The sequence below is a fragment of the Streptomyces achromogenes subsp. achromogenes genome (genome assembly GCF_000720835.1).
In the GTDB taxonomy this organism is placed as follows: Bacteria; Actinomycetota; Actinomycetes; order Streptomycetales; family Streptomycetaceae; genus Streptomyces; species Streptomyces achromogenes.
Window position 1 is genome coordinate 47,005 of the sequence record NZ_JODT01000005.1, and the last position, 22,128, is coordinate 69,132.

Below are 22,128 nucleotides of genomic sequence, written 5' to 3' on the forward strand. Positions count from 1 at the left end.
TCCCGCCGGACGGCCGGGCACGCCAGGCGGTGGACCCCGCCCGAGTGCCAGCCCCGCCGCACGCCCAACCCCACTGGGAGGCCGGGCACGGCCGAAGGGCGGACCCGCCGGGCGGCGTTACTCGCGGCCCGCCGAGGCGAAGCGCATGTCCGGGTAGCGGTCGCCGGCGACTTGGGAGGCGATCGGCTCCAGGGCGGCCAGTTCCTCCTCGGTCAGGGTGATGCGGGTCGCCGCCACGTTCTCCTCCACCCGGCCCGCCTTGCGGGTGCCCGGGATCGGCACCACGGTCAGGCCCGCGACCGACGCCCGCTGCTGCGCCCAGGCCAGGGCGATCTGGCCGAGCGTGGCACCGCGCGCCTCGGCGATCGCCCGGATCGGCTCCAGCAGGGCCGCGTTGGCCGCCGCGTTGTCGCCGGTGAAGCGGGGCTGCTGGCGGCGGAAGTCGTCGGCCGTCAGGTCCTGCTCGGCGTTGGCGAAGGAGCCGGTGAGGAAGCCGCGGCCGAGCGGCGAGTACGGCACCAGGGCCACGCCCAGGTCCCGCGCGGCCGGTACGACCCTGGCCTCGATGTCCCGGCTGAACAGCGACCATTCCGACTGCACGGCCGCGATCGGGTGCACGGCGTGCGCGGCGCGCAGCTCCTCCGCGGTGACCTCGCTGAGCCCGAGGTGCTTGACCTTGCCCTCGCGGACCAGCTCCGCCATCGTGCCGACGGTCTCCTCGATGGGGACGTTCACATCGCGGCGGTGCATGTAGTAGAGGTCGATCACGTCGACGTCCAGCCGCTTCAGGCTGGCCTCGACCGCCTCGCGGATGTAGGGCGCGTCGTTGCGGATGATGCGCTTGGTCGGGTCGTCCGGCGGAATGGACAGGGCGAACTTGGTGGCGATGACCACCTCGTCCCGGTGCGCCTTGAAGAACGGCGAGAGGAACCGCTCGTTCTCCCCGGCGCCGTAGGCGTCCGCCGTGTCGTACAGCGTGACGCCCAGCTCCAGCGCCCGGTCCAGCGCGGCCCGGGCCTGCCCGGCGTCCGTCGGGCCGTAGCCGAAGTTCATGCCCATGCAGCCGAGGCCCTGCACGCCGACCTCCGGCCCGTTCTCGCCCAGCCGTACCGTCGGAATCCTGGCGTCGGTCATCGAGTGGTCCCCTCCGTGGCGTAAAAACTGATCTTGCGGTCGAGTACGGCGAGCGTGTCGCGCAGTTCGGCGATCCGGTTCAGGACGTCCCGGCGGGTCGACTCCAGCAGGGCCTGCCGCTCCGCGTAGGTGTCCTCGCCCGCCCGGACCAGCTCCGCGTACCGGACCATGTCCGCCACCGGCATGCCGGTCAGCCGGAGCTTGGTCACGAAGTCCAGCCAGTCCAGGTCGCGGTTGCGGTAGCGGCGCTGGCCGGTGTGCGAGCGGTCGACGTGCGGCATCAGCCCGATCCGCTCGTACCAGCGCAGGGTGTGCGCGGTCAGACCGGTGAACGCGACGACCTCGCTGATCGTGTAGTGGTCCTGGCCGTCGGGGCGGGGGTGGCGCCGGGGAGGAGCGGAGCAGATGTCGGCGGGGGTGGCGTGCTCGGTGGCCGCTGGCGTGGTCTGCATCACCGTCATGCCCCCACGCTATGACCTTGGAGTGCACTCCAAGCAAGCCGCTCCGGTAAGAAAATCCCCAGGACCGGGCCCGGTCGCGGTGGTTAGCCTGCGCCCATGAGTCTCGTACGACGGGCCCGGCCCGCGGATGCCGGGGAAGTGCTGCGACTGCGCCAGATCATGATCGATTCCCTGTGGGGCGACGGGGGTGACGGCGGCGACGGAGCGGCCGGCTGGCAGGCCGAGTCGCTGCCGGAGCTGCGCGAGCGGCTCGCGGAGGAGGACGGGGACTTCGCCGCGTTCGTCGTGGACCACCCAAACCGGCCGGGGTCGCTGGCCGCGCTGGTCGCGGGGACCGTGGAGTACCGCATCGGCAAGCCCGGCAATCCGCACGGCCGGGTCGGGTACGTCTTCAGCGTGGCGACCGACCCGGACGCCCGCAGGCGGGGCCACGCGCGCGCCTGCATGGAGGAGCTGCTGGCCTGGTTCCGGGCGCGCGGCGCCGGACACGTGCTGCTGAATGCCTCGCCGGAGGCCGAGCCGCTGTACACCGCGCTGGGCTTCACCCGGGATCCGGACCCGTCGATGCGGCTGCCGCTGTGAGCCGCATAGGCTCGGACGCATGTCGTTGCAGAGCCTGGCGCTGATCGAGAACTGGCCCGTCCCCACCGCGGCGGCGGGGGTCGTACGAGCCGACGGAACCGTCCTCGGGACGCACGGCCCCGTCGGGCACCGCTTCCCGCTGGCCTCCGTCACCAAGCCGCTGGCGGCCTACGCGGCGCTCGTCGCCTACGAGGAGGGCGCGATCGAGCTGGACGAGCCGGCCGGTCCGCCCGGGGCGACGGTCCGTCACCTCCTCGCGCACACCTCGGGCCTGGCCTTCGACGAGCACCGGGTGACCGCCCCGCCCGGGGACCGGCGGCTGTACTCCAACGCCGGGTTCGAGCAGCTCGGGGACCACATCGCCAAGGCCACGGACATCCCGTTCGCGGAGTATCTGCGCCAGGCCGTGCTGGAGCCGCTGGGCATGACGGCCACCTCGCTGGAGGGCTCGCCCGCGAAGGACGGGGTGTCGACGGTCGAGGACCTGCTGCGGTTCGCGGCGGAGGTGCAGGCGCCCCGGCTGCTGGACGCGCGGACGGTGGCGGCGGCGATGACCGTGCAGTACCCGGGGACCAAGGGCGTCCTGCCCGGGTACGGGCACCAGAACCCGAACGACTGGGGGCTGGGCTTCGAGATCCGCGACGGCAAGTCCCCGCACTGGACGGGCGCCTCGTCCTCGCCGCGCACCTTCGGGCACTTCGGGCAGTCGGGCACGTTCCTGTGGATCGACCCGGACGCCGGGGCGGCCGGGGTCGCGCTGACCGACCGCGCGTTCGGCCCCTGGGCGATCGAGGCGTGGCCGGCCCTCACGGACGCGGTCCTCGCGGAACTGCGCGGCTGACGGAGCCACGGCCTCCGGGGGGTTGCCGTCTCCGGGCGCTACGGCGCCATCTCCCACAGCAGCAGCTCCGCCGGGGCCGTCGCCAGCGCCTCGAGCCCCTCGGCGCCGGTGATCCGCGCCGCGTCGCCGGGGCCCAGCTCCGCCCCGGCCAGCCGGACCGCGCCGCGCACCACATGCGCGTACACCCAGGGCGCGTCCGGCACCGCCGTGCGCTCCCCGGGTCCCAGCCGCCGTACGTGCAGCACCGCGCCCGCGGCCGGGACCGCGTACCTGACGGGACCCTCGGCGGCCGGGACGAGGGTGTAGGACGGGGTGCCGCCGGGCTCCCGGGGGGTCAGCCACATCTGGAGGAAGGTCAGCGGGGCCGGGCCGTCGTTGCGCTCCACGTGCCGCACGCCCGCCGCCGCGCTCAGGTGCTGCACCTCCCCGGGGCCGACCCGGGTCTCGTGCCCGGCGGAGTCCCGGTGGGTCAGCTCGCCCTCGACCACCCAGGTGACGATCTCGGTGTGGCGGTGCGGGTGCTCGTCGAAACCGGCGCCGGGGGCCAGCCGCTCCTCGTTGCAGGCGATCAGCGCGCCGAACCGCAGGTTGCCGGGGTCGTAGTGCGGTCCGAAGGAGAAGGCGTGCCGGGTGTCGATCCCGGCCTCGGGGTCCCCTCCGCGATAGCGCTCACCGGCGCGCTGCACGTCTGTCGTCACGGCCCCACGGTAGCCCCGCGGTCCGCACGGACCGCGGGCAGGCCCGCTCCGGGGCAGCGCGCGGAGACCGGCCCGGGACGCCTTGCGGGTCGTGGTCCGGCCGCCGGGCAGAGGGCCGCCCGGGCGCCCCGCCGCACCGTTCCGGCCGCCCGTCCACGGCCGCCCGGGCGCCGCGCGCCGCCCCCGCCGGCCACCGGCCGGGCCGGCGGTCTCCGCCCCCCGGCGGCACGGGGTCCCGTCCGGATAAGGCAGTCTTGTCCCCGTGCCCGAACCCGAATCCCACCACGGTGACCCCGCAGCCCGTCACGTCCACCCGCACGCCGCGACCCTGAAGCGGCTGGAGAAGTCCTCCGGGAGTCTCGCCGCGCAGGCCATCGCGCGCATGGACGAGACCCTGCCGTGGTACCGGGCCATGCCCCCGGAGAACCGTTCCTGGATCGGGCTCGTCGCCCAGGCGGGCATCGCGGCCTTCACCGAGTGGTTCCGGCGCCCCGACGCCCCCCAGGCGATCTCCACCGACGTCTTCGGGACGGCGCCCCGGGAGCTGACCCGGGCCATCACGCTGCGGCAGACCGTGGAGATGGTGCGCACCACCATCGAGGTCATGGAGTCCGCCATCGACGAGGTGGCCGCCCCCGGCGACGAGAGCGTGCTGCGCGAGGCGCTGCTGGTGTACGCCCGGGAGATCGCCTTCGCCACCGCCCAGGTCTACGCCCAGGCCGCCGAGGCACGCGGTGCCTGGGACGCGCGGCTGGAGTCGCTGGTGGTGAACGCCGTGCTGAGCGGGGAGGCCGACGAGGGGGCCGTCAGCCGGGCCGCCGCGCTCGGCTGGAACTCTCCGGAGCATGTGTGCGTGGTGCTCGGTACCGCGCCCGACGGGGACAGCGAGCTGACCGTGGACGCCATCCGGCGGGCCGCCCGGCACGCCAAGCTCCAGGTGCTGACCGGGGTGCTCGGCGACCGGCTGGTGGTCATCGCGGGCGGCAGCGACAACCCGCTGGCCGTCGCCCGCTCGCTGATCGGGCCGTTCGCCGCCGGACCGGTCGTCGCGGGCCCCGTCGTCCCCGATCTGCTGGCCGCCACCCGGTCCGCGCAGGCCGCCGCCGCCGGGCTGAAGGCGTGCACCGCCTGGCAGGACGCGCCGCGCCCGGTGCTCGCCGACGATCTGCTCCCGGAGCGCGCCATGGCGGGCGACCCGAGCGCCCGCGAGCAGCTGGTGGAGGAGATCTACAGACCGCTGGAGGAGGCCGGCTCGGCGCTGCTGGAAACGCTGAGTGTCTACCTGGAGCAGGCCAGCAGTCTCGAAGGCGCGGCGAGAATGCTCTTCGTTCACCCGAACACCGTGCGCTACCGGCTCCGACGTGTGACTGACGTCACCGGCTGGTCCCCCTCGGATGTAAGATCCGCGTTCACACTACGGATCGCGCTCATCCTGGGGCGTCTGGCCGATGCTGAACCCCAGACATAAGGTTTTGTCGGGGCTCCACAAAAGCCCTACGTGTTCTTCGTCCCTGTCCCCACGGGCGGCCCCCGCCCACCCCAAGAGAGAGTGTGAGAGTGCTCGTACTCGTCGCTCCCGGCCAGGGCGCCCAGACGCCCGGCTTCCTGACTCCCTGGCTCGACCTGCCCGGCGCCGCCGACCGCGTGGCCGCCTGGTCGGACGCCATCGGACTGGACCTCGCCCACTACGGCACCCAGGCCGACGCCGACGCCATCCGCGACACCGCCGTGGCCCAGCCGCTGCTGGTCGCCGCCGGCCTGCTGTCCGCCGCGGCACTGGGTGACATCTCCGAGATCGCGCCGGGCGCGGTCGCGGGCCACAGCGTCGGTGAGATCACCGCCGCCGCCTTCGCCGGCGTCCTGGACGACACGGCCGCCCTGGGCCTGGTCCGCACCCGCGGTCTGGCCATGGCCGACGCCGCCGCCGTCACCGAGACCGGCATGTCGGCGCTGCTCGGCGGCGACCCCGAGGTGACCGTGCCGCACCTGGAGAAGCTGGGCCTGACCCCGGCGAACATCAACGGCGCGGGCCAGATCGTCGCCGCGGGCACGCTGGAGCAGCTGGCCGCGCTGAACGAGGACAAGCCCGAGGGCGTCCGCAAGGTCGTCGCGCTGAAGGTGGCCGGCGCCTTCCACACCCACCACATGGCCCCGGCCGTGGCGGTCCTGGAGGAGGCCGCGGCCAAGCTGTCGCCGGCCGACCCGAAGGTGACCTACGTCTCCAACAAGGACGGGCAGGCCGTCGCCTCCGGCGCCGAGGTGCTCCAGCGGCTGGTCGGCCAGGTCGCCAACCCGGTCCGCTGGGACCTGTGCATGGAGACCTTCAAGGAGCTGGGCGTCACCGCGCTCGTCGAGGTGTGCCCGGGCGGCACCCTGACCGGCCTGGCCAAGCGGGCCCTGCCCGGTGTGCGGACGCTGGCCCTGAAGACCCCCGACGACCTGGAAGCGGCCCGGGCTCTGCTCACAGAGCACGCCGGCGCCTGAGGAGAGCCGTACATGGCGAAGATCAACCCCAGCAAGGGCGCCCCGTACGCGCGCATCCTCGGCGTCGGCGGCTACCGGCCGACCCGGGTCGTGCCGAACGAGGTGATCCTGGAGAAGATCGACTCGTCCGACGAGTGGATCCGCTCCCGCTCCGGCATCGAGACCCGGCACTGGGCCGGTCCCGAGGAGACCGTGGCCGCGATGGCCATCGAGGCCTCCGGCAAGGCGATCGCGGACGCCGGCATCGACGCCGAGCAGATCGGCGCGGTGGTCGTCTCCACCGTCTCGCACTTCAGCCAGACTCCGGCCATCGCCACCGAGATCGCCGACAAGCTCGGCACCAACAAGGCCGCCGCCTTCGACATCTCGGCCGGCTGCGCGGGCTTCGGCTACGGCCTCACCCTCGCCAAGGGCATGGTGGTGGAAGGTTCCGCCGAGCACGTCCTGGTGATCGGCGTGGAGCGGCTGAGCGACCTCACCGACCTGGAGGACCGGGCCACCGCCTTCCTGTTCGGTGACGGCGCCGGCGCGGTCGTGGTGGGCCCCTCGCAGGAGCCGGCCATCGGCCCGACCGTGTGGGGCTCCGAGGGCGACAAGGCCGCGACGATCAAGCAGACCGTCCCCTGGGACCGGTTCCGGATCGGCGACGTCTCCGAGCTGCCCGTCGACAGCGAGGGCAACATCAAGTTCCCTGCGATCACGCAGGAGGGCCAGGCGGTGTTCCGCTGGGCCGTGTTCGAGATGGCGAAGGTCGCCCAGCAGGCGCTGGACGCGGCCGGAATCACCGCGGACGACCTGGACGTCTTCATCCCGCACCAGGCCAATGTGCGGATCATCGACTCGATGGTGAAGACGCTGAAACTGCCGGAGCACGTCACGGTCGCCCGTGACATCCGCACCACCGGCAACACCTCGGCCGCCTCGATCCCGCTCGCGATGGAGCGGCTCCTGGCGACCGGGGAGGCGAAGAGCGGCGACACCGCGCTCGTCATCGGATTCGGGGCGGGTCTCGTCTACGCCGCCACGGTCGTTACCCTCCCCTAGGCACTCCGTGCCGGATCAGCCGATCCGGTTCGGTACAAATGCCATTAACCCGTCTGGAATATCAAGAAGGAGCGCCTGACATGGCCGCCACTCAGGAAGAGATCGTCGCCGGTCTCGCCGAGATCGTGAACGAGATCGCCGGGATCCCGGTCGAGGACGTCAAGCTGGACAAGTCCTTCACCGACGACCTGGACGTCGACTCGCTGTCCATGGTCGAGGTCGTCGTCGCCGCCGAGGAGCGCTTCGACGTGAAGATCCCGGACGAGGACGTCAAGAACCTCAAGACCGTCGGCGACGCGACCGACTACATCCTCAAGCACCAGGCCTGAGGCCACCGCGTAGGCCGCGTGTAGCAAGGCCCCGCCACCCGGCGGTGGCGCCGTAATCCCCGCACCGGCGGGGGTAGTCCTCCCCCGTATCCGTTGGAGAAAGAATTCCCGTGAGCCCGACCAATCGCACCGTGGTCGTCACCGGTATCGGCGCAACCACACCGCTGGGTGGCGACGCAGCCTCGACCTGGGAGGCCCTGGTCGCCGGCACGTCCGGTGTCAGCCTGCTGGAGCAGGAGTGGGCGGCGGACCTGCCGGTCCGCATCGCCGCGCAGATCGCCGTGGAGCCGGGCGAGATCATCCCCCGGCCGCAGGCCCGCAAGCTGGACCGGTCCGCGCAGTTCGCGCTGATCGCCGCTCAGGAGGCCTGGAAGGATGCCGGGTTCACCGCCAAGGCCGGGGTGGACTCCTCCGTGAACCCCGACCGTCTCGGTGCGGTCATCGCCTCCGGCATCGGCGGCGTGACGACCCTGCTGGACCAGTACGACGTACTCAAGGAGAAGGGCGTACGCCGCGTCTCCCCGCACACCGTGCCGATGCTGATGCCCAACTCCCCGGCGGCCAACGTCGGGATCGAGCTGGGTGCCCGCGCCGGTGTGCACACCCCCGTCTCGGCCTGCGCCTCGGGCGCGGAGGCCATCGGGTACGCGATCGAGATGATCCGCACCGGGCGTGCGGACGTGGTCGTGGCCGGTGGTACCGAGGCGGCCATCCACCCGCTGCCCATCGCCGCGTTCGGCAACATGATGGCGATGTCCAAGAACAACGACGACCCGCAGGGCGCCTCGCGTCCCTACGACGCCGGCCGTGACGGCTTCGTGCTCGGCGAGGGCGCCGGTGTGATCGTCCTGGAGTCCGAGGAGCACGCGAAGGCGCGCGGTGCCCGGATCTACGTCGAGGCGGTCGGGCAGGGCATCTCCGCCGACGCCCACCACATCACGCAGCCGGAGCCGTCCGGCAACGGGATCGCGCACGCGCTGCAGAACCTGCTGGACAACACCGACCTGAAGCCGGCCGAGATCCTGCACGTCAACGCGCACGCCACGTCCACGCCGCAGGGCGACGTGGCCGAGATCAAGGCGCTGCGGAAGGTGTTCGGCGACGACGTCGACCACATGGCGATCTCCGCGACCAAGTCGATGACCGGTCATCTGCTCGGCGGCGCCGGCGGTGTGGAGACCGTCGCGTCGATCCTGGCGCTGGTGAAGCGCACGGCTCCGCCGACCATCAACGTGGAGAACCTGGACCCCGAGGTCAACGCCGACATCGTGAGCGGTGAGGCGCGGGCGCTGCCGGAGGGCCGGATCGCCGCGCTGAACGACTCGTTCGGCTTCGGCGGGCACAACGTGGTGCTGGCGTTCCGTACGGTCTGAGTTCCGTGACGTGTGAATGGCCCGGTCTCCTGGGGGAGATCGGGCCATCGTCGTCGGTCCCCTCGCGGGGCCGCGCTACACCACCTGGTGCAGCCAGCGGACCGGGGCGCCCTCGCCCGCGTATCTGAAGGGTTCCAGTTCGTCGTCCCAGGGCTTGCCCAGGAGCTTGGCGATCTCGGCCTCCAGGTCGGTCTCGCCGCGCTGGGAGCGGGTCAGGGCGGCGCGCAGGCGGTCCTCGGGGATCAGGATGTCGCCGTGGATGCCGGTGACGGCGTGGAAGATGCCGAGGTCGGGGGTGCAGCTGTAGCGCTCGCCCTCGGCGGTCGGGCAGGGCTCGGCGGTGACCTCGAACCGCAGCAGGTGCCAGCCGCGCAGCGCGGACGCGAGCTTGGAGGCCGTACCGGCCTGGCCCTGCCAGGAGAACTCCGAGCGCCAGGTGCCGGGGGACGCGGGCTGCCGGATCCAGTCGAGGCTGACGCGCGTGCCGAGCACCCCCGCGATGGCCCACTCGACGTGCGGGCACAGCGCGCGCGGCGCGGAGTGCACGTACAGAACTCCACGTGTCGTCACCGGAACCTCCGGGCAGAGCGGGACATCTTGCGGACTGGCTGGGCGGCAGTGGCACGACGGCCGCGTTGATGGCGAGGCTACCTTGCGACGGGGCAAGGAGTGTGACGTACCGTCGGTCCCGGCGCCAGGAAAACGCCGCCATTCACCCAGGGGGACGCTTGTACGGGGGTCGGCCGTTCCCCGGGTGCCGGGCCGGGAACCCTCAGTCGTTGTCATAGGGGAGCACCGGACCGTCGAGCGAGGGGAACAGCAGGGATGCGGAAGCGAAGCCACCGTGTGCGAGCCGCTCTCGCCGGCGTGGCGGCCACGGTGCTGGGCCTCGCCGGGTGCCAGGCCGGGGACGGATCGCCTACGGCGGAGGGCACGAAGGCGCGCGCGGCCCGGCCCCCGCTGTGGGACACCAGCCCGGACTCGATCGCGGCGGTGGGCGACTCCATCACCCGCGGGTTCGACGCGTGCACGGTGCTGTCGGACTGCCCGGAGGCGTCCTGGGCGACGGGCGGCGACGCGGCGGTGCGGAGCCTGGCGGTGCGGCTGCTGGGGGTGACGGGGGCGGCGGAGCGCAGCTGGAACTACGCGGTGACCGGGGCCCGCATGGCCGACCTGCCGGGGCAGATGGCGCAGGCGGTGGCCCGCCGCCCGGAGTTGGTGACGGTGATGGCCGGCGGGAACGACGCCTGCCGGACCACGGCGTCGGCGATGACGCCGGTGGCGGACTTCCGCGCGGACTTCGAGGAGGCGATGCGCACGCTGCGCTCGGCGCTGCCGAAGACGCAGGTGTACGTGTCGAGCGTGCCGAACCTGAAGCGGCTGTGGTCCGAGGGCCGGACGAACGTGCTGGGCAAGCAGGTGTGGAAGCTGGGCATCTGCCCGTCGATGCTGGCCGACGCCGACGATCTGAGCAGCGCGGCGACGCTGCGCCGGGAGACCGTCGAGCGGCGGGTGGTGGAGTACAACAAGGTGCTGGAGGAGGTCTGCGCCAAGGACCGCCGCTGCCGCTTCGACGGGGGCGCGGTGTACGACTTCCGCTTCGGCACGGACCAGCTGAGCCACTGGGACTGGTTCCACCCCAGCAAGGACGGGCAGGCGCGGCTCGCGGAGATCGCGTACCGGAAGGTCACGGCGGGAGACCGGTGACCTAGGGTTTCCCGCATGAGCGAACTTTTCGGCACACTTTCCGACGGCACTCCCGTGCACCGGTGGACACTGGAGCGCGGCGGGGTGCGGGTACGGGTGCTGTCGTACGGCGGGATCGTGCAGTCGGCCGAGGTCCCGGACCGGTCGGGGCGGTCGGCGGACGTGGTGCTGGGCTTCGCGGACCTGGAGGGCTATCTGCTGCATCCGGAGCCGTATCTGGGCGCGGTGATCGGCCGGTACGCCAACCGGATCGCGGGCGGCCGCATCCCGCTGGACGGCCGGACGTACGAGGTGACGCGCAACGAGGGCGCCAACTCGCTGCACGGCGGTGCGCGGGGCTTCGACAAGCACGTGTGGGAGGTGACCCCGGTGGAGCACGGGCTGCGGCTGAGCCGGGTCAGCCCCGACGGCGAGGAGGGGTTCCCGGGGCGGCTGGCGGTGACGGTGACGTACACGCTGACGGCGTCGGGGGCGCTGCGGATCGGCTACGAGGCGGTCACCGACGCGCCGACCGTCGTGAACCTGACCAACCACACGTACTGGAACCTGGGCGGCGCGGATTCCGGTACGGCGGGCGGGCACGAGCTGCGGCTGGCCGCGTCCCGGTACACGCCGGTCAACGCGGACCTGATCCCGGAGGGGGCGTCGGCCGATGTGTCGGGCTCCCGCCTGGACTTCCGGACGCCCCGCCCTACGGGTTCCGGTTACGACCACAACTTCGTCCTGGACAAGGGCGTGACCACGACGCCCGTGGAGGTCGCGGAGCTGTACGACCCGGTCTCCGGGCGCACCCTGACGGTGTCGACGACCGAGCCGGGCCTCCAGCTCTACACCGGCGACCATCTGTCCGGCCCGTTCCCCCCGAACGCCGGCACCGCCCTGGAGACCCAGCACTTCCCGGACTCCCCCAACCGCCCGGACTTCCCCACCACGGTCCTGCGTCCCGGCGAGGTCTACCGCTCGGAGACGGTGTACGGCTTCGGGGTGCGCGGCTGACGTGGTGAGCCCCGGTCCAGGGGTCAGGTCCCGGACCGGGGCTGTTCATGGGGGACTTTGTCCGCGGTGTGCGGAGAGTGTCCCGGATCAGACGTTAATCGGTGCGGTGAGCCGGCGGTCGGTGATCGAGCGGCCGGCGGAGATCTCGTACGAACCCTTCACATATGCCCACGCGTTCGTCGTGTCGTCCCACACCTCGAAGGCACGACGGGGCAGTTCGACGGTGGGCTCGGCGACCCTTCCCTCCCGTACGGCCCGGGCGAGGGCGGGGCCGTAGACGGTCCGCGGGCCGGGCATGGCGATGTCCAGGCCGCCGTTCGCGGCGCCCACCGCGTCCCGGGCGGCCGTCCAGTCGGAGACGTTGACGCCGTCGAAGCCCCATGCGCCGCGCAGGACTTCTTCGACGAGGTGGTGGTGCTCGGTCATCGTCGTGCCGTTGACCGAGTTGTAGGCGGTCATGACGCCCCACGGGCGGGCGTTCCTCACGATGGCCTCGAAGGGCGCCAGGTACAGCTCGCGCAGGGCGCGTTCGGAGACCAGGTTGTCCACCGTGAGGCGGTCGGTCTCGGCATCGTTGGCGACGAAGTGCTTGACGGTGGCGCCGACGCCGCCGGACTGGACGCCGCTGACACAGCCGGTGCCGATCGCCCCGGTCAGGCACGGGTCCTCGCTGTAGCACTCGAAGTGGCGCCCGCCGAGCGGGGAGCGGCGCAGGTCGACGGTCGGGGCGAGCAGGACGGGGACACCCTTGCGGCGGGCCTCCTGGGCGAGCAGCACACCGGCGCGGCGGGCGAGTTCCGGGTCCCAGGCGGCGGCGAGCGCGGTCGGCGAGGGCAGGGCCACGGAGGGGGCGTCCGCGCTCCAGCGCACGCCCCGGACGCCGACCGGGGCGTCCGAGACCCGTACAGCGCCTTCCATCGTGCCTCCGCCGCCGGTGACCCGGCAGGCGGCGCGCGCCCCGGGGGTCAGTGCGAGGGCGCCAGGGCGAGGCTGACGCCGAGGCCGGCCAGGACCGAGCCGATCGCCTTGTTGAGGACCTTCTGGCCGCGCAGCAGCACGGCGCGCATCCGGGAGTGCGAGAAGAACGCGGCGACCGCGCCGAACCACACCAGATGGGCCAGCGACATGAACAGGCCGTAGCCCAGCTGCCGGTACAGCGGGGTGCCGGGGCCGACGACCTGGGAGAAGGTGGAGACGACGAACAGGGTCGTCTTGGGGTTGAGGACGTTGGTGAGGAAGCCCGTGCGCAGGGCGGCGAACGGGGTCAGCTCCGTCTTGTTCCCGAGGTCGACCTCGACCTCGCCGCGGGTGCGGAAGGTGCGGACGCCGACGTAGACGAGGTAGGCCGCGCCGATCAGCTTCACGGCCGTGAAGACGACGGTGGACGAGGCGATGAGCAGGCCGACGCCGAGCAGGGTGTAGGTGACGTGGACCAGGACGCCGGCCGCCACGCCGGCGGCGGCGAGCAGGCCGGTGCGGCGGCCGTGCAGATAGCTGTTACGGACGATCATCGCGAAGTCGGCGCCGGGGGCGATCACGGCGAGGACCGTGATGACGGCGACGGCGAGCAGCTGGGTCACGGGGTGACGTCCTCCGTGTCGGGCCGCCCGCCCGGGGCGGCGTCGGCGTCGGCGGTCTCCTCGCCCAGCAGGTCACGCGCGAGCAGCGTGGCGCCCGCGACCGCGCCCGGCATCAGGAACACCGCGACGAACGGAACCAGGAAGGCCAGGCCCAGGGGGGTGCCGAACCCCCAGACCAGCGTCTTGCGGGAGCGCAGCAGGGCGAGCCGGGCGCGCAGGTCGACGTCGCGGCGCTGGAGGGCGACGGCGGCGAGTTCCTCGGTGAGGAAGAAGCCGGTGACGAAGAAGCCGATCACGGGGACGACGGTCTGCCCGACGAACGGCAGGAAGCCGAGGACGAAGAGCAGGACGCCCCACAGTCCCGCCCGGACCAGGACGCGCAGGCTGTCCCGGGCCGAGATCCACAGCTCGTGCCAGAGCGGCCGGCCGGACTCGGGAGCGGTGCCGTCGGGCGAGACGTCGGCGTCGACCCGCTCGGAGAGGGACTCGTAGAAGGGCTGGCCGACCAGCAGGGTGACGGCCGTGAAGGTGAGCACGGCCAGCAGCAGGCCGAGCGCGAACAGCACGGCCGTCAGGAAGCCGCGGAACAGGCCCTGCCAGGGGCTCGCCCAGTCGTCGGCGAACGGGGTGGCCCAGCCGACGGCGTCGTCGCCCCACAGGGCCAGCGCGACCAGCGCGGCGGCGTACAGCACCAGCGTGATCAGCCCGGGCAGCAGGCCGAAGCCGTACCGGCGCCCGTGCCGGGTCACCCACTTCTGGCCCTTCAGCAGATAACCGAAACCCACCCCGAGATCACGCATGCGGAGGACTTTACTGGCTCCGCGGGATCGTCCGGAGGTCAGCCGCCGAGCATGCGGCGCAGCAGGTCGCGCAGGGAGCGGCGTTCCTGTTCGGACAGGCCCGCGAGGGGTTCGCGGGCGAATTGCAGGCCCTCGCGCAGGTCCCGGGCCACCTCGCGGCCCTGCTCGGTGGCGGCGGCCACCTTCACCCGGCGGTCGGCCGGGTCGGGGCGGCGCTCCACCAGCCCTCGGGACTCCAGCCGGTCCACGATCCCGGTCACGTTCGACGGCTCGCACTTCAGCTTCTGGGCCAGCTTGCGCATCGGCAGCGGCTCCAGCGAGAGCAGGCTGAGCAGCCGGGCCTGCGGGCCGGTCAGGGTGTGCTCGCCCGCCGCCTCCTCATAGTCCGCGTAGAAGCGGGACACGACCTCACCGATCAGCTCGAGGACCTCCAGGGTGAGGGGGTCGGGACGGCGGGCGTTCGATGGGGTGGACATGCCCACCAGGATACCCGGTTACTTGACATCCTGAAATATTCAGGCGCATGGTTGTTTCAGGTACTGAAGCATCACCCTGAAAGGCTCTCTCATGATCAACCGCGAGTGGCACCTCCTCAGCCGTCCCGTCGGCTGGCCGAAGCCCGAGGACTTCGCGTTCGTCGAGTCACCCGTCCCGACCCCGGGCGAGGGCCAGGTGCTGGTGCGGAACAAGTACCTCTCCGTCGACCCGTACATGCGCGGCCGGATGAGTGCCGCCAAGTCGTACGTCGCCCCCTTCGAGCTGGGCAAGGTCATGCAGGGCGGCGCGGTCGGCGAGGTGGTCGAGTCCCACGCCGAGGGCATCGAGGCCGGCGACCACGTCCTGCACTTCTTCGGCTGGCGCGAGTACGCCGTCGTGGACGCGAAGAACGCCGTCAAGGTGGGCCCGACGGCCGTACCCGCCGTCAAGGTCGACGCCGGCACCCCGGACGTCCCGCTGTCGGCGTACCTCGGCGTCCTCGGCATGACCGGCCTGACCGCCTACGCCGGTCTGCTGCGCACCGCCTCCTTCAAGGAGGGCGACAGCGTGTTCGTGTCCGGCGCGGCCGGCGCCGTGGGCAGCCAGGTGGGCCAGATCGCCAAGCTCAAGGGCGCCTCCCGGGTCATCGGCTCGGCCGGGTCCGACGAGAAGGTCAAGCTGCTGGTGGACGAGTACGGCTTCGACGCCGCGTTCAACTACAAGAAGGGCCCGGTCGCCGAGCAGCTGCGCGAGGCGGCGCCCGACGGCATCGACGTCTACTTCGACAACGTCGGCGGGGACCACCTGGAGGCGGCCGTCGGCTCGCTCAACCAGGGCGGCCGGATCGCGGTCTGCGGCATGATCTCGGTCTACAACAACACCGAGCCCGCGCCCGGCCCGAGGAACCTGGCCCGGCTGATCCAGACCCGCGGCCGGATCGAGGGCTTCCTGGTCGGCGACCACTACGACCTCCAGCCGCAGTTCGTCCAGGAGGTCGGCCCGTGGGTGGCCTCGGGCGCGCTGAAGTACCGCGAGACGGTGGTCGAGGGCATCGAGAACACCCTGGAGGCGTTCCTCGGGGTCCTGCGCGGCGACAACATCGGCAAGATGGTCGTCAAGCTCTGAGCCCAGGCTCCGACCTTCCCGGTTTTTTCGCGATGCGGTAACTTCTTTCCGAAATACTGTGGCGATCGTGGGCGCGAGTCGCCGTGGACCGAGGAGGAAGACACCCGCATGCCCATCACCCAGTCCGACGTCCTGTACACCGCCGTCGCCACCGCCGAGAACGGCCGCGACGGCCGGGTCGCCACCGACGACGGCCAGCTCGACGTGGTCGTCAACCCGCCCAAGGAGATGGGCGGCAGCGGCGCCGGCACCAACCCCGAGCAGCTGTTCGCCGCGGGGTACAGCGCCTGCTTCCAGGGGGCGCTGGGCGTCGTCGCCCGGCAGGAGGGCGCCGACATCTCCGGGTCGACGGTCACCGCCAAGGTCGGCATCGGCAAGAACGACGACGGGTTCGGGATCATCGTGGAGATCTCCGCGAACATCCCGAACGTCGACGCCGCGACCGCGAAGAGCCTGGTCGAGAAGGCGCACCAGGTGTGCCCCTACTCGAAGGCGACGCGGGGCGACATCACCGTGACGCTGGCCTGACCCTCGTCGTTGGCCACGACGGCAGCCGCGTCCTTGGACGTGGGATGCGGCTGCCGTCGTGTGCGCGCCGGCTCCGGTGCGGTGTGCGCGCCGCTCAGCTGCACCACCACAGGAAGCGGTCGCAGGTCTTTTCGGGCGTGTGCGTGGGGGCGGGGGCGGGAGCGGAGGTCGTCGGGTTCGGGGTGGGGGCGGTGGTGGCGGGCCCGCTGGGAGCCGGGGCGGCCGACGTCGTCGCCGGTGTGCCGGAGTCGGTGGCACCCGTGGTGGCCGACCGCCCCGCCTCGCCGGACTCCCCCGGCGAGGCGGAAGCGGAATCCTTGCCGTCCGTGTCGTCCCGGTCGCCCGTGTCCCCCACGGACGGCGAGGGGGAGGCGGAACCCGGGGCCGAGGCGTCCGGGGAGCCGGAGGCGGCGCCCGGGACGGCGGCAGAGGAGACGTCGGCCGGTCCCGCCGTACGGTCCGGAGCGCCGGAACCGGAATCCTCCTCCGCCTCGGTCTCCCCGGCCGTGGCCGAAGGATCGTCGGCGAAGGGCGAGAAGGGCGCGTCCGTACCGAGCTCCGCGAGACTCAGCCCGCCGGCCGCGAGCACGAACCCGGCGGCGACCATGAGGACCCGGCGCCGACGGCGCCGGTGCCCGGCCGCCTTGCGCTCCCGCCGGGCCTGCTGGGTCCGCCGGGCACGGACACCGGCCCGCCCTCCGACGGAATCCTCAGCGGTGCGCTCTTCATCGGCGTACCCGTCACCGGCCGAGGCGTTGCCGTCACCGCCGGGCACGTGACCCTCGTCGGCCAACTCCCAGTCCTCACCGCCCGGTTCACCACCGTCCCCGGCCGGCTCCCGGCCCGGCCCGGCGGAACCCGGGCCGCGTTGCTCGGGCACGCGGACGGTACCGGGCGGGGCGTACGGGATCCCGGCGGGCGCGAGACCGTCCCCGCCGGGACGCCAACCACTCCCCGCACCCCCGAGACCGCTCCCCGCGCTCCCCTGACCGTTCCCGGCGGGCCCCGGACCGGCCATGGCGGACGCCCGGTTCGGCAGGCCGCTCGCGGCGAGTCCGTAGACATCCCCGTCGTCCCCGGCCCCACGCGCCGGTCCGCCCCAGGCGTCCCACGACGCCTCCGCGGCAGCGTACGCGGCGTCGTAGCCGTCGCCGGCGACGGCCGTGCCGCAGCCGGGGCACGCCAGGGCGCCGTTCAGGTGGCGTCGGCAGGGGTGGCAATAGTCCATGACGCGGGAAGACTAGAGTCCGCGCGGTCCGGGTTCCAGGCGTGACTGTGAAGGTTCGGTGCGGGAGCGAAACAATCCCGAAAGCCGTGCCGAAACCGTTACCTGTTCGACCCATTGACACTCCCGCCGCCCCGTCCTTACTGTCACGCCAGCATTTCGAACGTGCGACGAAATACCGAACAGCTGAGGGGCAACTGCCGTGCGCATCACCGGAATCAGCACACACGTGGTCGGCACGCCGTGGCGCAACCTGACCTATGTCCAGGTGCACACCGACGAGGGGGTCACGGGAGTCGGCGAGACCCGGATGCTCGGGCATACGGACGCGCTGATCGGCTATCTGCGGGAGGCCGAGGTCAACCACATCCTCGGCTCGGACCCGTTCGCCGTCGAGGACCTGGTGCGCCGAATGAAGTACGGCGACTACGGCCGGGCCGGCGAGATCGTGATGTCCGGCATCGCGGTGGTCGAGATGGCGTGCTGGGACATCAAGGGCAAGGCGCTGGGCGTGCCGGTGTGGCAGCTGCTCGGCGGAAAGGTCACCGACAAGGTCAAGGCGTACGCCAACGGCTGGTACACGACCGAGCGGACCCCGGAGGCGTACCACAAGGCCGCCCAGGGGGTCATGGAGCGCGGTTACAAGGCGCTGAAGATCGACCCGTTCGGCACCGGCCACTTCGAGCTGGACCACCAGGAGACCCTGTACGCCGTCTCGCTCATCGAGGCCGTACGGGACGCCATCGGCCCGGACGCGGAGCTGATGCTGGAGATGCACGGCCGCTTCTCCCCCGCCACCGCGGTCCGGCTGGCCAAGGAGATGGCGCCGTTCAAGCCGGCCTGGCTGGAGGAGCCGGTGCCGCCGGAGAACCTGAAGGCGCTGGAGAAGGTCGCCGCCAAGGTCGACATCCCGGTGGCCACCGGCGAGCGCATCCACGACCGCATCGAGTTCCGCGAGCTGTTCGACAGCCAGGCCGTGGACATCATCCAGCCCGACGTCGGCCACATCGGCGGCATCTGGGAGACCCGCAAGCTCGCCGCCACCGCCGAGACCCACTACATGCTCGTCGCCCCGCACAACGTCGGCGGCTCCGTGCTCACCGCCGCCTCCCTCCAGGTCGGCTTCACCTCCCCGAACTTCAAGATCCTGGAGCACTTCAACGACTTCGCGGACGCGGAGATCAAGAAGGTGGTCAAGGGCGCGCCGCAGGTGAACCCGGAGGACGGCTGCTTCCACCTCTCCGACGCGCCCGGCCTCGGCGTCGAGCTGGACGTCGACGCGGCGGCCGAGTTCCCGCAGCAGCGGGCCCACTTCGACCTGTGGGCCGAGGGCTGGGAGAAGCGCAATCCGAAGGACACCCAGTGAGTTCACAGGTCCTGGTCGAGGCCCCGGGCGTGCACCGGGTCGAGGACCACACACCGCGCGAACCGGGCCCCGGCGAGGCGCTGGTGGCCGTGCACGCGGTCGGCATCTGCGGCAGTGACCGCGAGGTGTACCAGGGCAACCGGCCCGAGGGGTACGTCCGTTACCCGCTGGTCCCCGGGCACGAGTGGTCGGGGACGGTCACCGCGGTCGGGGCCGGGGTGCCCGGCTCGCTGACCGGCCGCAAGGTGGTCGGCGAGGGCTTCCGCAACTGCCAGGTGTGCGACCGCTGCCACGCGGGCGAGACCACGCTGTGCACCGCCGGGTACGAGGAGACCGGGTTCACCCGGCCCGGTGCCATGGCGGCCACCCTCACCCTGCCCGCCCGGCTGCTGCACGTACTGCCGGACGACGCCGACCTCACCGCCGCCGCGCTGCTGGAGCCGGCCGCCTGCATCGCCGCCGCCGCGCTGAAGGCGAACGCCCGGCCGGGCGAGCGGGTCGCGGTGGTCGGCACCGGCACCCTCGGGATGTTCGCCGTGCAGTTCCTCGCGGCCGGCTCGCCGGCCGAGCTGCTGGTCGTGGGCACCCGCGACGACCGGGAGGCGCTGGCCCGGCGGTTCGGGGCGAGCGACTTCCGGCTCCGCGGCCAGGAGCTGCCCGCCGACTTCGACGTGGTGATCGAGACCGCCGGGTCCGCCTCCGCCGCGCGGACCGCCGCCGCGCTGCTGCGGCGCGGCGGGCGCCTGGTCCTCACCGGGATCCCGGCGCCGGGCGCGGACGGGCTCGACCCGACCGATCTCGTCGTACGGCAGCTGGAGGTGCACACCGTCTTCGGGGCGCCGCCGGACGCCTGGGCGCACACGGTGCGGGTGTTCGGCGCCGGACTGCTGGACCCGCTGCCGCTGGTCACGCACGAGGTGCCGCTGACCGACTTCCCGCGGGCCATCGAGCTGGTGGGGGCCGGCGACCCCGCCGTGGGCAAGGTGCTGCTCCGCCCCTGACCGTACGCCGGCCGGGGGGTGTCCTGACCACGCCCCGGCCGGTGTACACCCACGCTTCTCCCGCTACCCAGAGCCGCGACCCTTGTCCGAAATACCGAACACGAAGGACAGCTTGTGACCGACGCTTCCGCCCCGGCAGCCCGCAGGCCCGGCGAGCAGGTGCTCGCCGCTCTCGGTCTGGGCGCGCCCGCCCTCGACCCCGCCGACGCCTCCGTCCACACCTTCCCGGGCGGCGGCCGCTGGCGCACCGAGATCCCCTCGTGCGAGGGTCCCGAGGCGCTGGCGGTCGTGCTCAAGGAGGCCTCCCGCCTGGATGTGCCGATCCACCGGATCAGCCAGGGCAGCGGTGTGTGGATGCTCACCGACGCCGAGATCACCGAGATGGTCGAGGCCACCGCCGAACGCGACATCGAACTGTGCCTGTTCACCGGCCCGCGCGGCACCTGGGACACCGGCGGCTCGGTACGGTCCGACTCCCGCGGGGCCGGACTGCGCGCCCGGGGCCACGACGCGGTCGCCGGCTGCGTGGAGGACGCCGTCCGGGCCACCGAGCTGGGCGTCAAGTGCCTGCTCGTCGCCGACGAGGGCGTGCTGTGGACCCTGCACCGGGCCCGCACCGCCGGCATCATCCCGGCCGACACCACGCTGAAGGTGTCCGCGCTCATCGGTCCGGTCAACCCCGCCTCGTACGCCGTGTACGAGCGGCTCGGCGCCGACTCCGTCAACGTGCCCAGCGATCTGACGCTGGACCACCTCACCGAGATCCGGCGGGTGTCCGGCGCCCCGATGGACATGTACATCGAGGCCCCGGACGACCTCGGCGGCTACGTCCGGATGTACGAGGTCGCCGAGCTGATCCGGCGCGGCGCCCCGCTGTACCTGAAGTTCGGCCTGTCCAAGGCGCCCGGCATCTACCCGTGGGGCCGCCACCTGCGGGACGTCACCCTGGACACCGCCCGGGAGCGGGTGCGGCGCGGCCGGCTCGCCCTGGATCTGCTCGCCCGGCACGGCGCGGACGGCGACATGGCGCCGCTCGGCTCCCGGCTGCCGGGTTCCTTGAACCGGTTCCCCGCCGAGGGTGCCACCGAATGACCGATCGGGGCTGCGGGCCGTGTGTGGCCGGTCGCGCCCGCGCGGCGGAGCCGCATACCGGACACAGCCCCGCGCCCCTTCGGGGCGCTTCGACCGATCTCGACAGACATCTCAGCGAAGAGAAGAACAGGGACGAACACCATGCGCACTCGCAGAAGCGCCCTAGCCGTCATAGCCTCAGCCGCCTCGCTCGCGCTCACCCTGACCGCCTGCGGCCAGAACAGCGAAGGCGGCAGCAAGGAGAAGTCGGGTGACGCCAAGGGCGCCACCATCGGCATCGCCATGCCGACCAAGTCCTCCGAGCGCTGGATCAACGACGGCAACAACGTCGTCAAGGACCTCCAGGCCAAGGGCTACAAGACCAAGCTGGTCTACGGCGAGGACGACCCGGAGACCCAGGTCTCGCAGATCGAGAACCTCATCACGCAGGGCGTGAAGGGCCTGATCATCGCGGCGATCGACAACAAGTCGCTGAACAGCGTGCTCCAGCAGGCCGCGGACGCGCACATCCCGGTCATCTCCTACGACCGGCTGATCCTCGGCACCAAGAACGTCGACTACTACGCCTCGTTCGACAACGAGAAGGTCGGCACGCTCCAGGGCACGTACATCGTCGACAAGCTCGGGCTGGACAAGGGCGCGAAGGGCCCGTTCAACATCGAGCTGTTCGCGGGCTCCAACGACGACAACAACACGAAGTACTTCTTCGGCGGGGCGATGAAGGTGCTCCAGCCGTACATCGACAAGAAGCAACTGGTCGTCAAGTCCGGGCAGACCCGGCTCAACCAGGTCGTCACCCTGCGCTGGGACGGCACCACCGCGCAGAAGCGCATGGAGGACATCCTCACCTCGTCGTACAAGAGCGGCCGGGTCGACGCGGTCCTCTCGCCGTACGACGGCATCTCCATCGGCATCCTGTCCGCGCTGAAGTCGGACGGCTACGGCTCGGGCAGCAAGCCGCTGCCGGTCATCACCGGCCAGGACGCCGAGCTGGCCTCGGTGAAGTCGATCATCTCCGGGCAGCAGACGCAGACCGTCTACAAGGACCTGCGCAAGCTCGCCGAGGTCGCCGCCACGATGCTGGACGAGTCCCTGAAGGGCAAGAAGCCCGAGGTCAACGACACCAAGACGTACGACAACGGCGCCAAGGTCGTGCCGGCCTACCTGCTGCAGCCGGTCAGCGTCGACAAGTCCAACTACCAGAAGGTGCTGGTCGACGGCGGTTACTACACCGAGTCGCAGCTGAAGTGACCCGCCCTTTTCCTACGGAGTGAAAGGCACGACC

Annotated in this window: 23 protein-coding genes and 2 pseudogenes; 15 read left to right on the forward strand and 10 right to left on the reverse strand. The window is 72.1% G+C overall.

Annotated elements, in window-relative coordinates; genetic code table 11:
• Positions 1 to 117: 117 nt before the first annotated feature.
• A complete protein-coding gene (locus tag IH25_RS0106595) occupies positions 118 to 1,134 on the reverse strand; it encodes an aldo/keto reductase (RefSeq protein ID WP_030604508.1) in 1,017 nt (338 codons plus the stop codon).
• Positions 1,131 to 1,595, reverse strand: a complete 465-nt coding sequence (locus IH25_RS0106600; RefSeq protein WP_030604511.1) for a MerR family transcriptional regulator — start codon at positions 1,593 to 1,595, stop codon at positions 1,131 to 1,133. Before IH25_RS0106600 ends, IH25_RS0106595 begins: the two co-directional genes overlap by 4 nt.
• A gap of 96 nt (positions 1,596 to 1,691) precedes the next feature.
• Here IH25_RS0106600 and IH25_RS0106605 point away from each other — a divergent pair, with 96 nt between their 5' ends.
• The gene (locus IH25_RS0106605; RefSeq protein ID WP_030604515.1) at positions 1,692 to 2,177 is read left to right on the forward strand and encodes a GNAT family N-acetyltransferase; all 486 of its coding nucleotides are present in this window, start codon (positions 1,692 to 1,694) and stop codon (positions 2,175 to 2,177) included.
• A 19-nt stretch (positions 2,178 to 2,196) separates the two neighbouring features.
• Positions 2,197 to 3,018, forward strand: coding sequence for a serine hydrolase domain-containing protein (locus IH25_RS0106610; RefSeq protein ID WP_030604517.1), 822 nt, complete (start codon positions 2,197 to 2,199; stop codon positions 3,016 to 3,018).
• A 38-nt stretch (positions 3,019 to 3,056) separates the two neighbouring features.
• Here the strand turns inward: IH25_RS0106610 and IH25_RS0106615 are convergent, their stop codons facing one another.
• Complete coding sequence (locus IH25_RS0106615; protein ID WP_030604519.1) at positions 3,057 to 3,716, reverse strand: pirin family protein; 660 nt, start codon at positions 3,714 to 3,716, stop codon at positions 3,057 to 3,059.
• A gap of 262 nt (positions 3,717 to 3,978) precedes the next feature.
• Between IH25_RS0106615 and fasR the strand changes: the two genes are divergently transcribed.
• The 5 genes from fasR (at position 3,979) to fabF (ending at position 8,946) form a co-directional block, all read left to right on the forward strand.
• Positions 3,979 to 5,184 (forward strand): fatty acid biosynthesis transcriptional regulator FasR, encoded by a 1,206-nt coding sequence (fasR, locus tag IH25_RS0106620; protein WP_030604522.1) that lies wholly within the window; start codon positions 3,979 to 3,981, stop codon positions 5,182 to 5,184.
• A gap of 89 nt (positions 5,185 to 5,273) precedes the next feature.
• Positions 5,274 to 6,200: an ACP S-malonyltransferase gene (locus IH25_RS0106625; protein ID WP_030604524.1), complete on the forward strand. Its 927-nt coding sequence runs from the start codon at positions 5,274 to 5,276 to the stop codon at positions 6,198 to 6,200.
• 12 nt (positions 6,201 to 6,212) lie between these two features.
• Positions 6,213 to 7,244: a ketoacyl-ACP synthase III gene (locus IH25_RS0106630; RefSeq protein ID WP_030604527.1), complete on the forward strand. Its 1,032-nt coding sequence runs from the start codon at positions 6,213 to 6,215 to the stop codon at positions 7,242 to 7,244.
• Between the two features lie 80 nt (positions 7,245 to 7,324).
• Positions 7,325 to 7,573 carry an acyl carrier protein gene (locus IH25_RS0106635; RefSeq protein WP_030604530.1) on the forward strand — a complete coding sequence of 83 codons (249 nt, stop codon included), beginning with the start codon at positions 7,325 to 7,327 and terminating at the stop codon, positions 7,571 to 7,573.
• A gap of 110 nt (positions 7,574 to 7,683) precedes the next feature.
• Positions 7,684 to 8,946 (forward strand): beta-ketoacyl-ACP synthase II, encoded by a 1,263-nt coding sequence (gene fabF / locus IH25_RS0106640; protein ID WP_030604541.1) that lies wholly within the window; start codon positions 7,684 to 7,686, stop codon positions 8,944 to 8,946.
• Positions 8,947 to 9,021: 75 nt separating this feature from the next.
• On the opposite strand, the gene IH25_RS0106645 is transcribed toward fabF, so the two are convergent.
• Positions 9,022 to 9,516 carry a DUF3145 domain-containing protein gene (locus IH25_RS0106645; RefSeq protein WP_030604543.1) on the reverse strand — a complete coding sequence of 165 codons (495 nt, stop codon included), beginning with the start codon at positions 9,514 to 9,516 and terminating at the stop codon, positions 9,022 to 9,024.
• Between the two features lie 255 nt (positions 9,517 to 9,771).
• Here IH25_RS0106645 and IH25_RS0106650 point away from each other — a divergent pair, with 255 nt between their 5' ends.
• Both IH25_RS0106650 and IH25_RS0106655 read left to right on the forward strand, forming a co-directional pair.
• Positions 9,772 to 10,653: an SGNH/GDSL hydrolase family protein gene (locus IH25_RS0106650; protein WP_030604544.1), complete on the forward strand. Its 882-nt coding sequence runs from the start codon at positions 9,772 to 9,774 to the stop codon at positions 10,651 to 10,653.
• A 15-nt stretch (positions 10,654 to 10,668) separates the two neighbouring features.
• Positions 10,669 to 11,649, forward strand: coding sequence for an aldose epimerase family protein (locus IH25_RS0106655; protein ID WP_030604546.1), 981 nt, complete (start codon positions 10,669 to 10,671; stop codon positions 11,647 to 11,649).
• A 216-nt stretch (positions 11,650 to 11,865) separates the two neighbouring features.
• Here the strand turns inward: IH25_RS0106655 and IH25_RS0106660 are convergent.
• The 4 genes and pseudogenes from IH25_RS0106660 to IH25_RS0106675 all read right to left on the reverse strand — a co-directional run.
• Positions 11,866 to 12,618: pseudogene (locus IH25_RS0106660) on the reverse strand (glycoside hydrolase family 3 protein); the annotation flags it as partial.
• Complete coding sequence (locus IH25_RS0106665) at positions 12,615 to 13,229, reverse strand: LysE family translocator (RefSeq protein ID WP_030604550.1); 615 nt, start codon at positions 13,227 to 13,229, stop codon at positions 12,615 to 12,617. The gene IH25_RS0106665 and the pseudogene IH25_RS0106660, both read right to left, overlap by 4 nt.
• Complete coding sequence (locus IH25_RS0106670) at positions 13,226 to 14,029, reverse strand: EI24 domain-containing protein (protein ID WP_030604552.1); 804 nt, start codon at positions 14,027 to 14,029, stop codon at positions 13,226 to 13,228. The genes IH25_RS0106665 and IH25_RS0106670 overlap by 4 nt, the downstream gene beginning before the upstream one ends.
• A gap of 38 nt (positions 14,030 to 14,067) precedes the next feature.
• Positions 14,068 to 14,505, reverse strand: a complete 438-nt coding sequence (locus IH25_RS0106675) for a MarR family winged helix-turn-helix transcriptional regulator (protein ID WP_030604556.1) — start codon at positions 14,503 to 14,505, stop codon at positions 14,068 to 14,070.
• A gap of 91 nt (positions 14,506 to 14,596) precedes the next feature.
• Here IH25_RS0106675 and IH25_RS0106680 point away from each other — a divergent pair, with 91 nt between their 5' ends.
• Entirely contained in the window at positions 14,597 to 15,631 is a 1,035-nt protein-coding gene (locus IH25_RS0106680) for an NADP-dependent oxidoreductase (protein ID WP_030604558.1), read from the forward strand.
• A gap of 108 nt (positions 15,632 to 15,739) precedes the next feature.
• A complete protein-coding gene (locus IH25_RS0106685; RefSeq protein WP_030604561.1) occupies positions 15,740 to 16,159 on the forward strand; it encodes an organic hydroperoxide resistance protein in 420 nt (139 codons plus the stop codon).
• Positions 16,160 to 16,253: 94 nt separating this feature from the next.
• On the opposite strand, the gene IH25_RS41125 is transcribed toward IH25_RS0106685, so the two are convergent.
• Positions 16,254 to 17,039, reverse strand: coding sequence for a hypothetical protein (locus IH25_RS41125; RefSeq protein ID WP_167346013.1), 786 nt, complete (start codon positions 17,037 to 17,039; stop codon positions 16,254 to 16,256).
• A 288-nt stretch (positions 17,040 to 17,327) separates the two neighbouring features.
• A pseudogene (locus IH25_RS43280) lies at positions 17,328 to 17,387 on the reverse strand (hypothetical protein); the annotation flags it as partial.
• 199 nt (positions 17,388 to 17,586) lie between these two features.
• Between IH25_RS43280 and IH25_RS0106695 the strand changes: the two are divergent.
• The 4 genes from IH25_RS0106695 (at position 17,587) to chvE (ending at position 22,094) form a co-directional block, all read left to right on the forward strand.
• Positions 17,587 to 18,750 (forward strand): mandelate racemase/muconate lactonizing enzyme family protein, encoded by a 1,164-nt coding sequence (locus IH25_RS0106695; protein WP_030604568.1) that lies wholly within the window; start codon positions 17,587 to 17,589, stop codon positions 18,748 to 18,750.
• On the forward strand, positions 18,747 to 19,751 hold the full coding sequence (locus IH25_RS0106700; protein WP_030604570.1) for a zinc-dependent alcohol dehydrogenase: 1,005 nt from the start codon (positions 18,747 to 18,749) through the stop codon (positions 19,749 to 19,751). Before IH25_RS0106695 ends, IH25_RS0106700 begins: the two co-directional genes overlap by 4 nt.
• 114 nt (positions 19,752 to 19,865) lie before the next feature.
• Entirely contained in the window at positions 19,866 to 20,843 is a 978-nt protein-coding gene (locus IH25_RS0106705; protein WP_030604573.1) for a hypothetical protein, read from the forward strand.
• Positions 20,844 to 20,984: 141 nt separating this feature from the next.
• Positions 20,985 to 22,094: a multiple monosaccharide ABC transporter substrate-binding protein gene (chvE, locus tag IH25_RS0106710; protein ID WP_030604576.1), complete on the forward strand. Its 1,110-nt coding sequence runs from the start codon at positions 20,985 to 20,987 to the stop codon at positions 22,092 to 22,094.
• The last annotated feature ends 34 nt before the right edge of the window (positions 22,095 to 22,128 follow it).

Coding starts and splice junctions, on each gene's coding strand:
- IH25_RS0106605 (WP_030604515.1), top strand. CDS start 1,692: ATGAGTCTCGTACGACGGGCCCGGCCCGCGGATGCCGGGGAAGTGCTG.
- IH25_RS0106595 (WP_030604508.1), bottom strand. CDS start 1,134: ATGACCGACGCCAGGATTCCGACGGTACGGCTGGGCGAGAACGGGCCG.
- IH25_RS0106600 (WP_030604511.1), bottom strand. CDS start 1,595: ATGACGGTGATGCAGACCACGCCAGCGGCCACCGAGCACGCCACCCCC.
- IH25_RS0106655 (WP_030604546.1), top strand. CDS start 10,669: ATGAGCGAACTTTTCGGCACACTTTCCGACGGCACTCCCGTGCACCGG.
- IH25_RS0106635 (WP_030604530.1), top strand. CDS start 7,325: ATGGCCGCCACTCAGGAAGAGATCGTCGCCGGTCTCGCCGAGATCGTG.
- IH25_RS0106680 (WP_030604558.1), top strand. CDS start 14,597: ATGATCAACCGCGAGTGGCACCTCCTCAGCCGTCCCGTCGGCTGGCCG.
- IH25_RS0106670 (WP_030604552.1), bottom strand. CDS start 14,029: ATGCGTGATCTCGGGGTGGGTTTCGGTTATCTGCTGAAGGGCCAGAAG.
- IH25_RS0106610 (WP_030604517.1), top strand. CDS start 2,197: ATGTCGTTGCAGAGCCTGGCGCTGATCGAGAACTGGCCCGTCCCCACC.
- IH25_RS0106630 (WP_030604527.1), top strand. CDS start 6,213: ATGGCGAAGATCAACCCCAGCAAGGGCGCCCCGTACGCGCGCATCCTC.
- IH25_RS0106650 (WP_030604544.1), top strand. CDS start 9,772: ATGCGGAAGCGAAGCCACCGTGTGCGAGCCGCTCTCGCCGGCGTGGCG.
- IH25_RS0106675 (WP_030604556.1), bottom strand. CDS start 14,505: ATGTCCACCCCATCGAACGCCCGCCGTCCCGACCCCCTCACCCTGGAG.
- chvE (WP_030604576.1), top strand. CDS start 20,985: ATGCGCACTCGCAGAAGCGCCCTAGCCGTCATAGCCTCAGCCGCCTCG.
- IH25_RS0106685 (WP_030604561.1), top strand. CDS start 15,740: ATGCCCATCACCCAGTCCGACGTCCTGTACACCGCCGTCGCCACCGCC.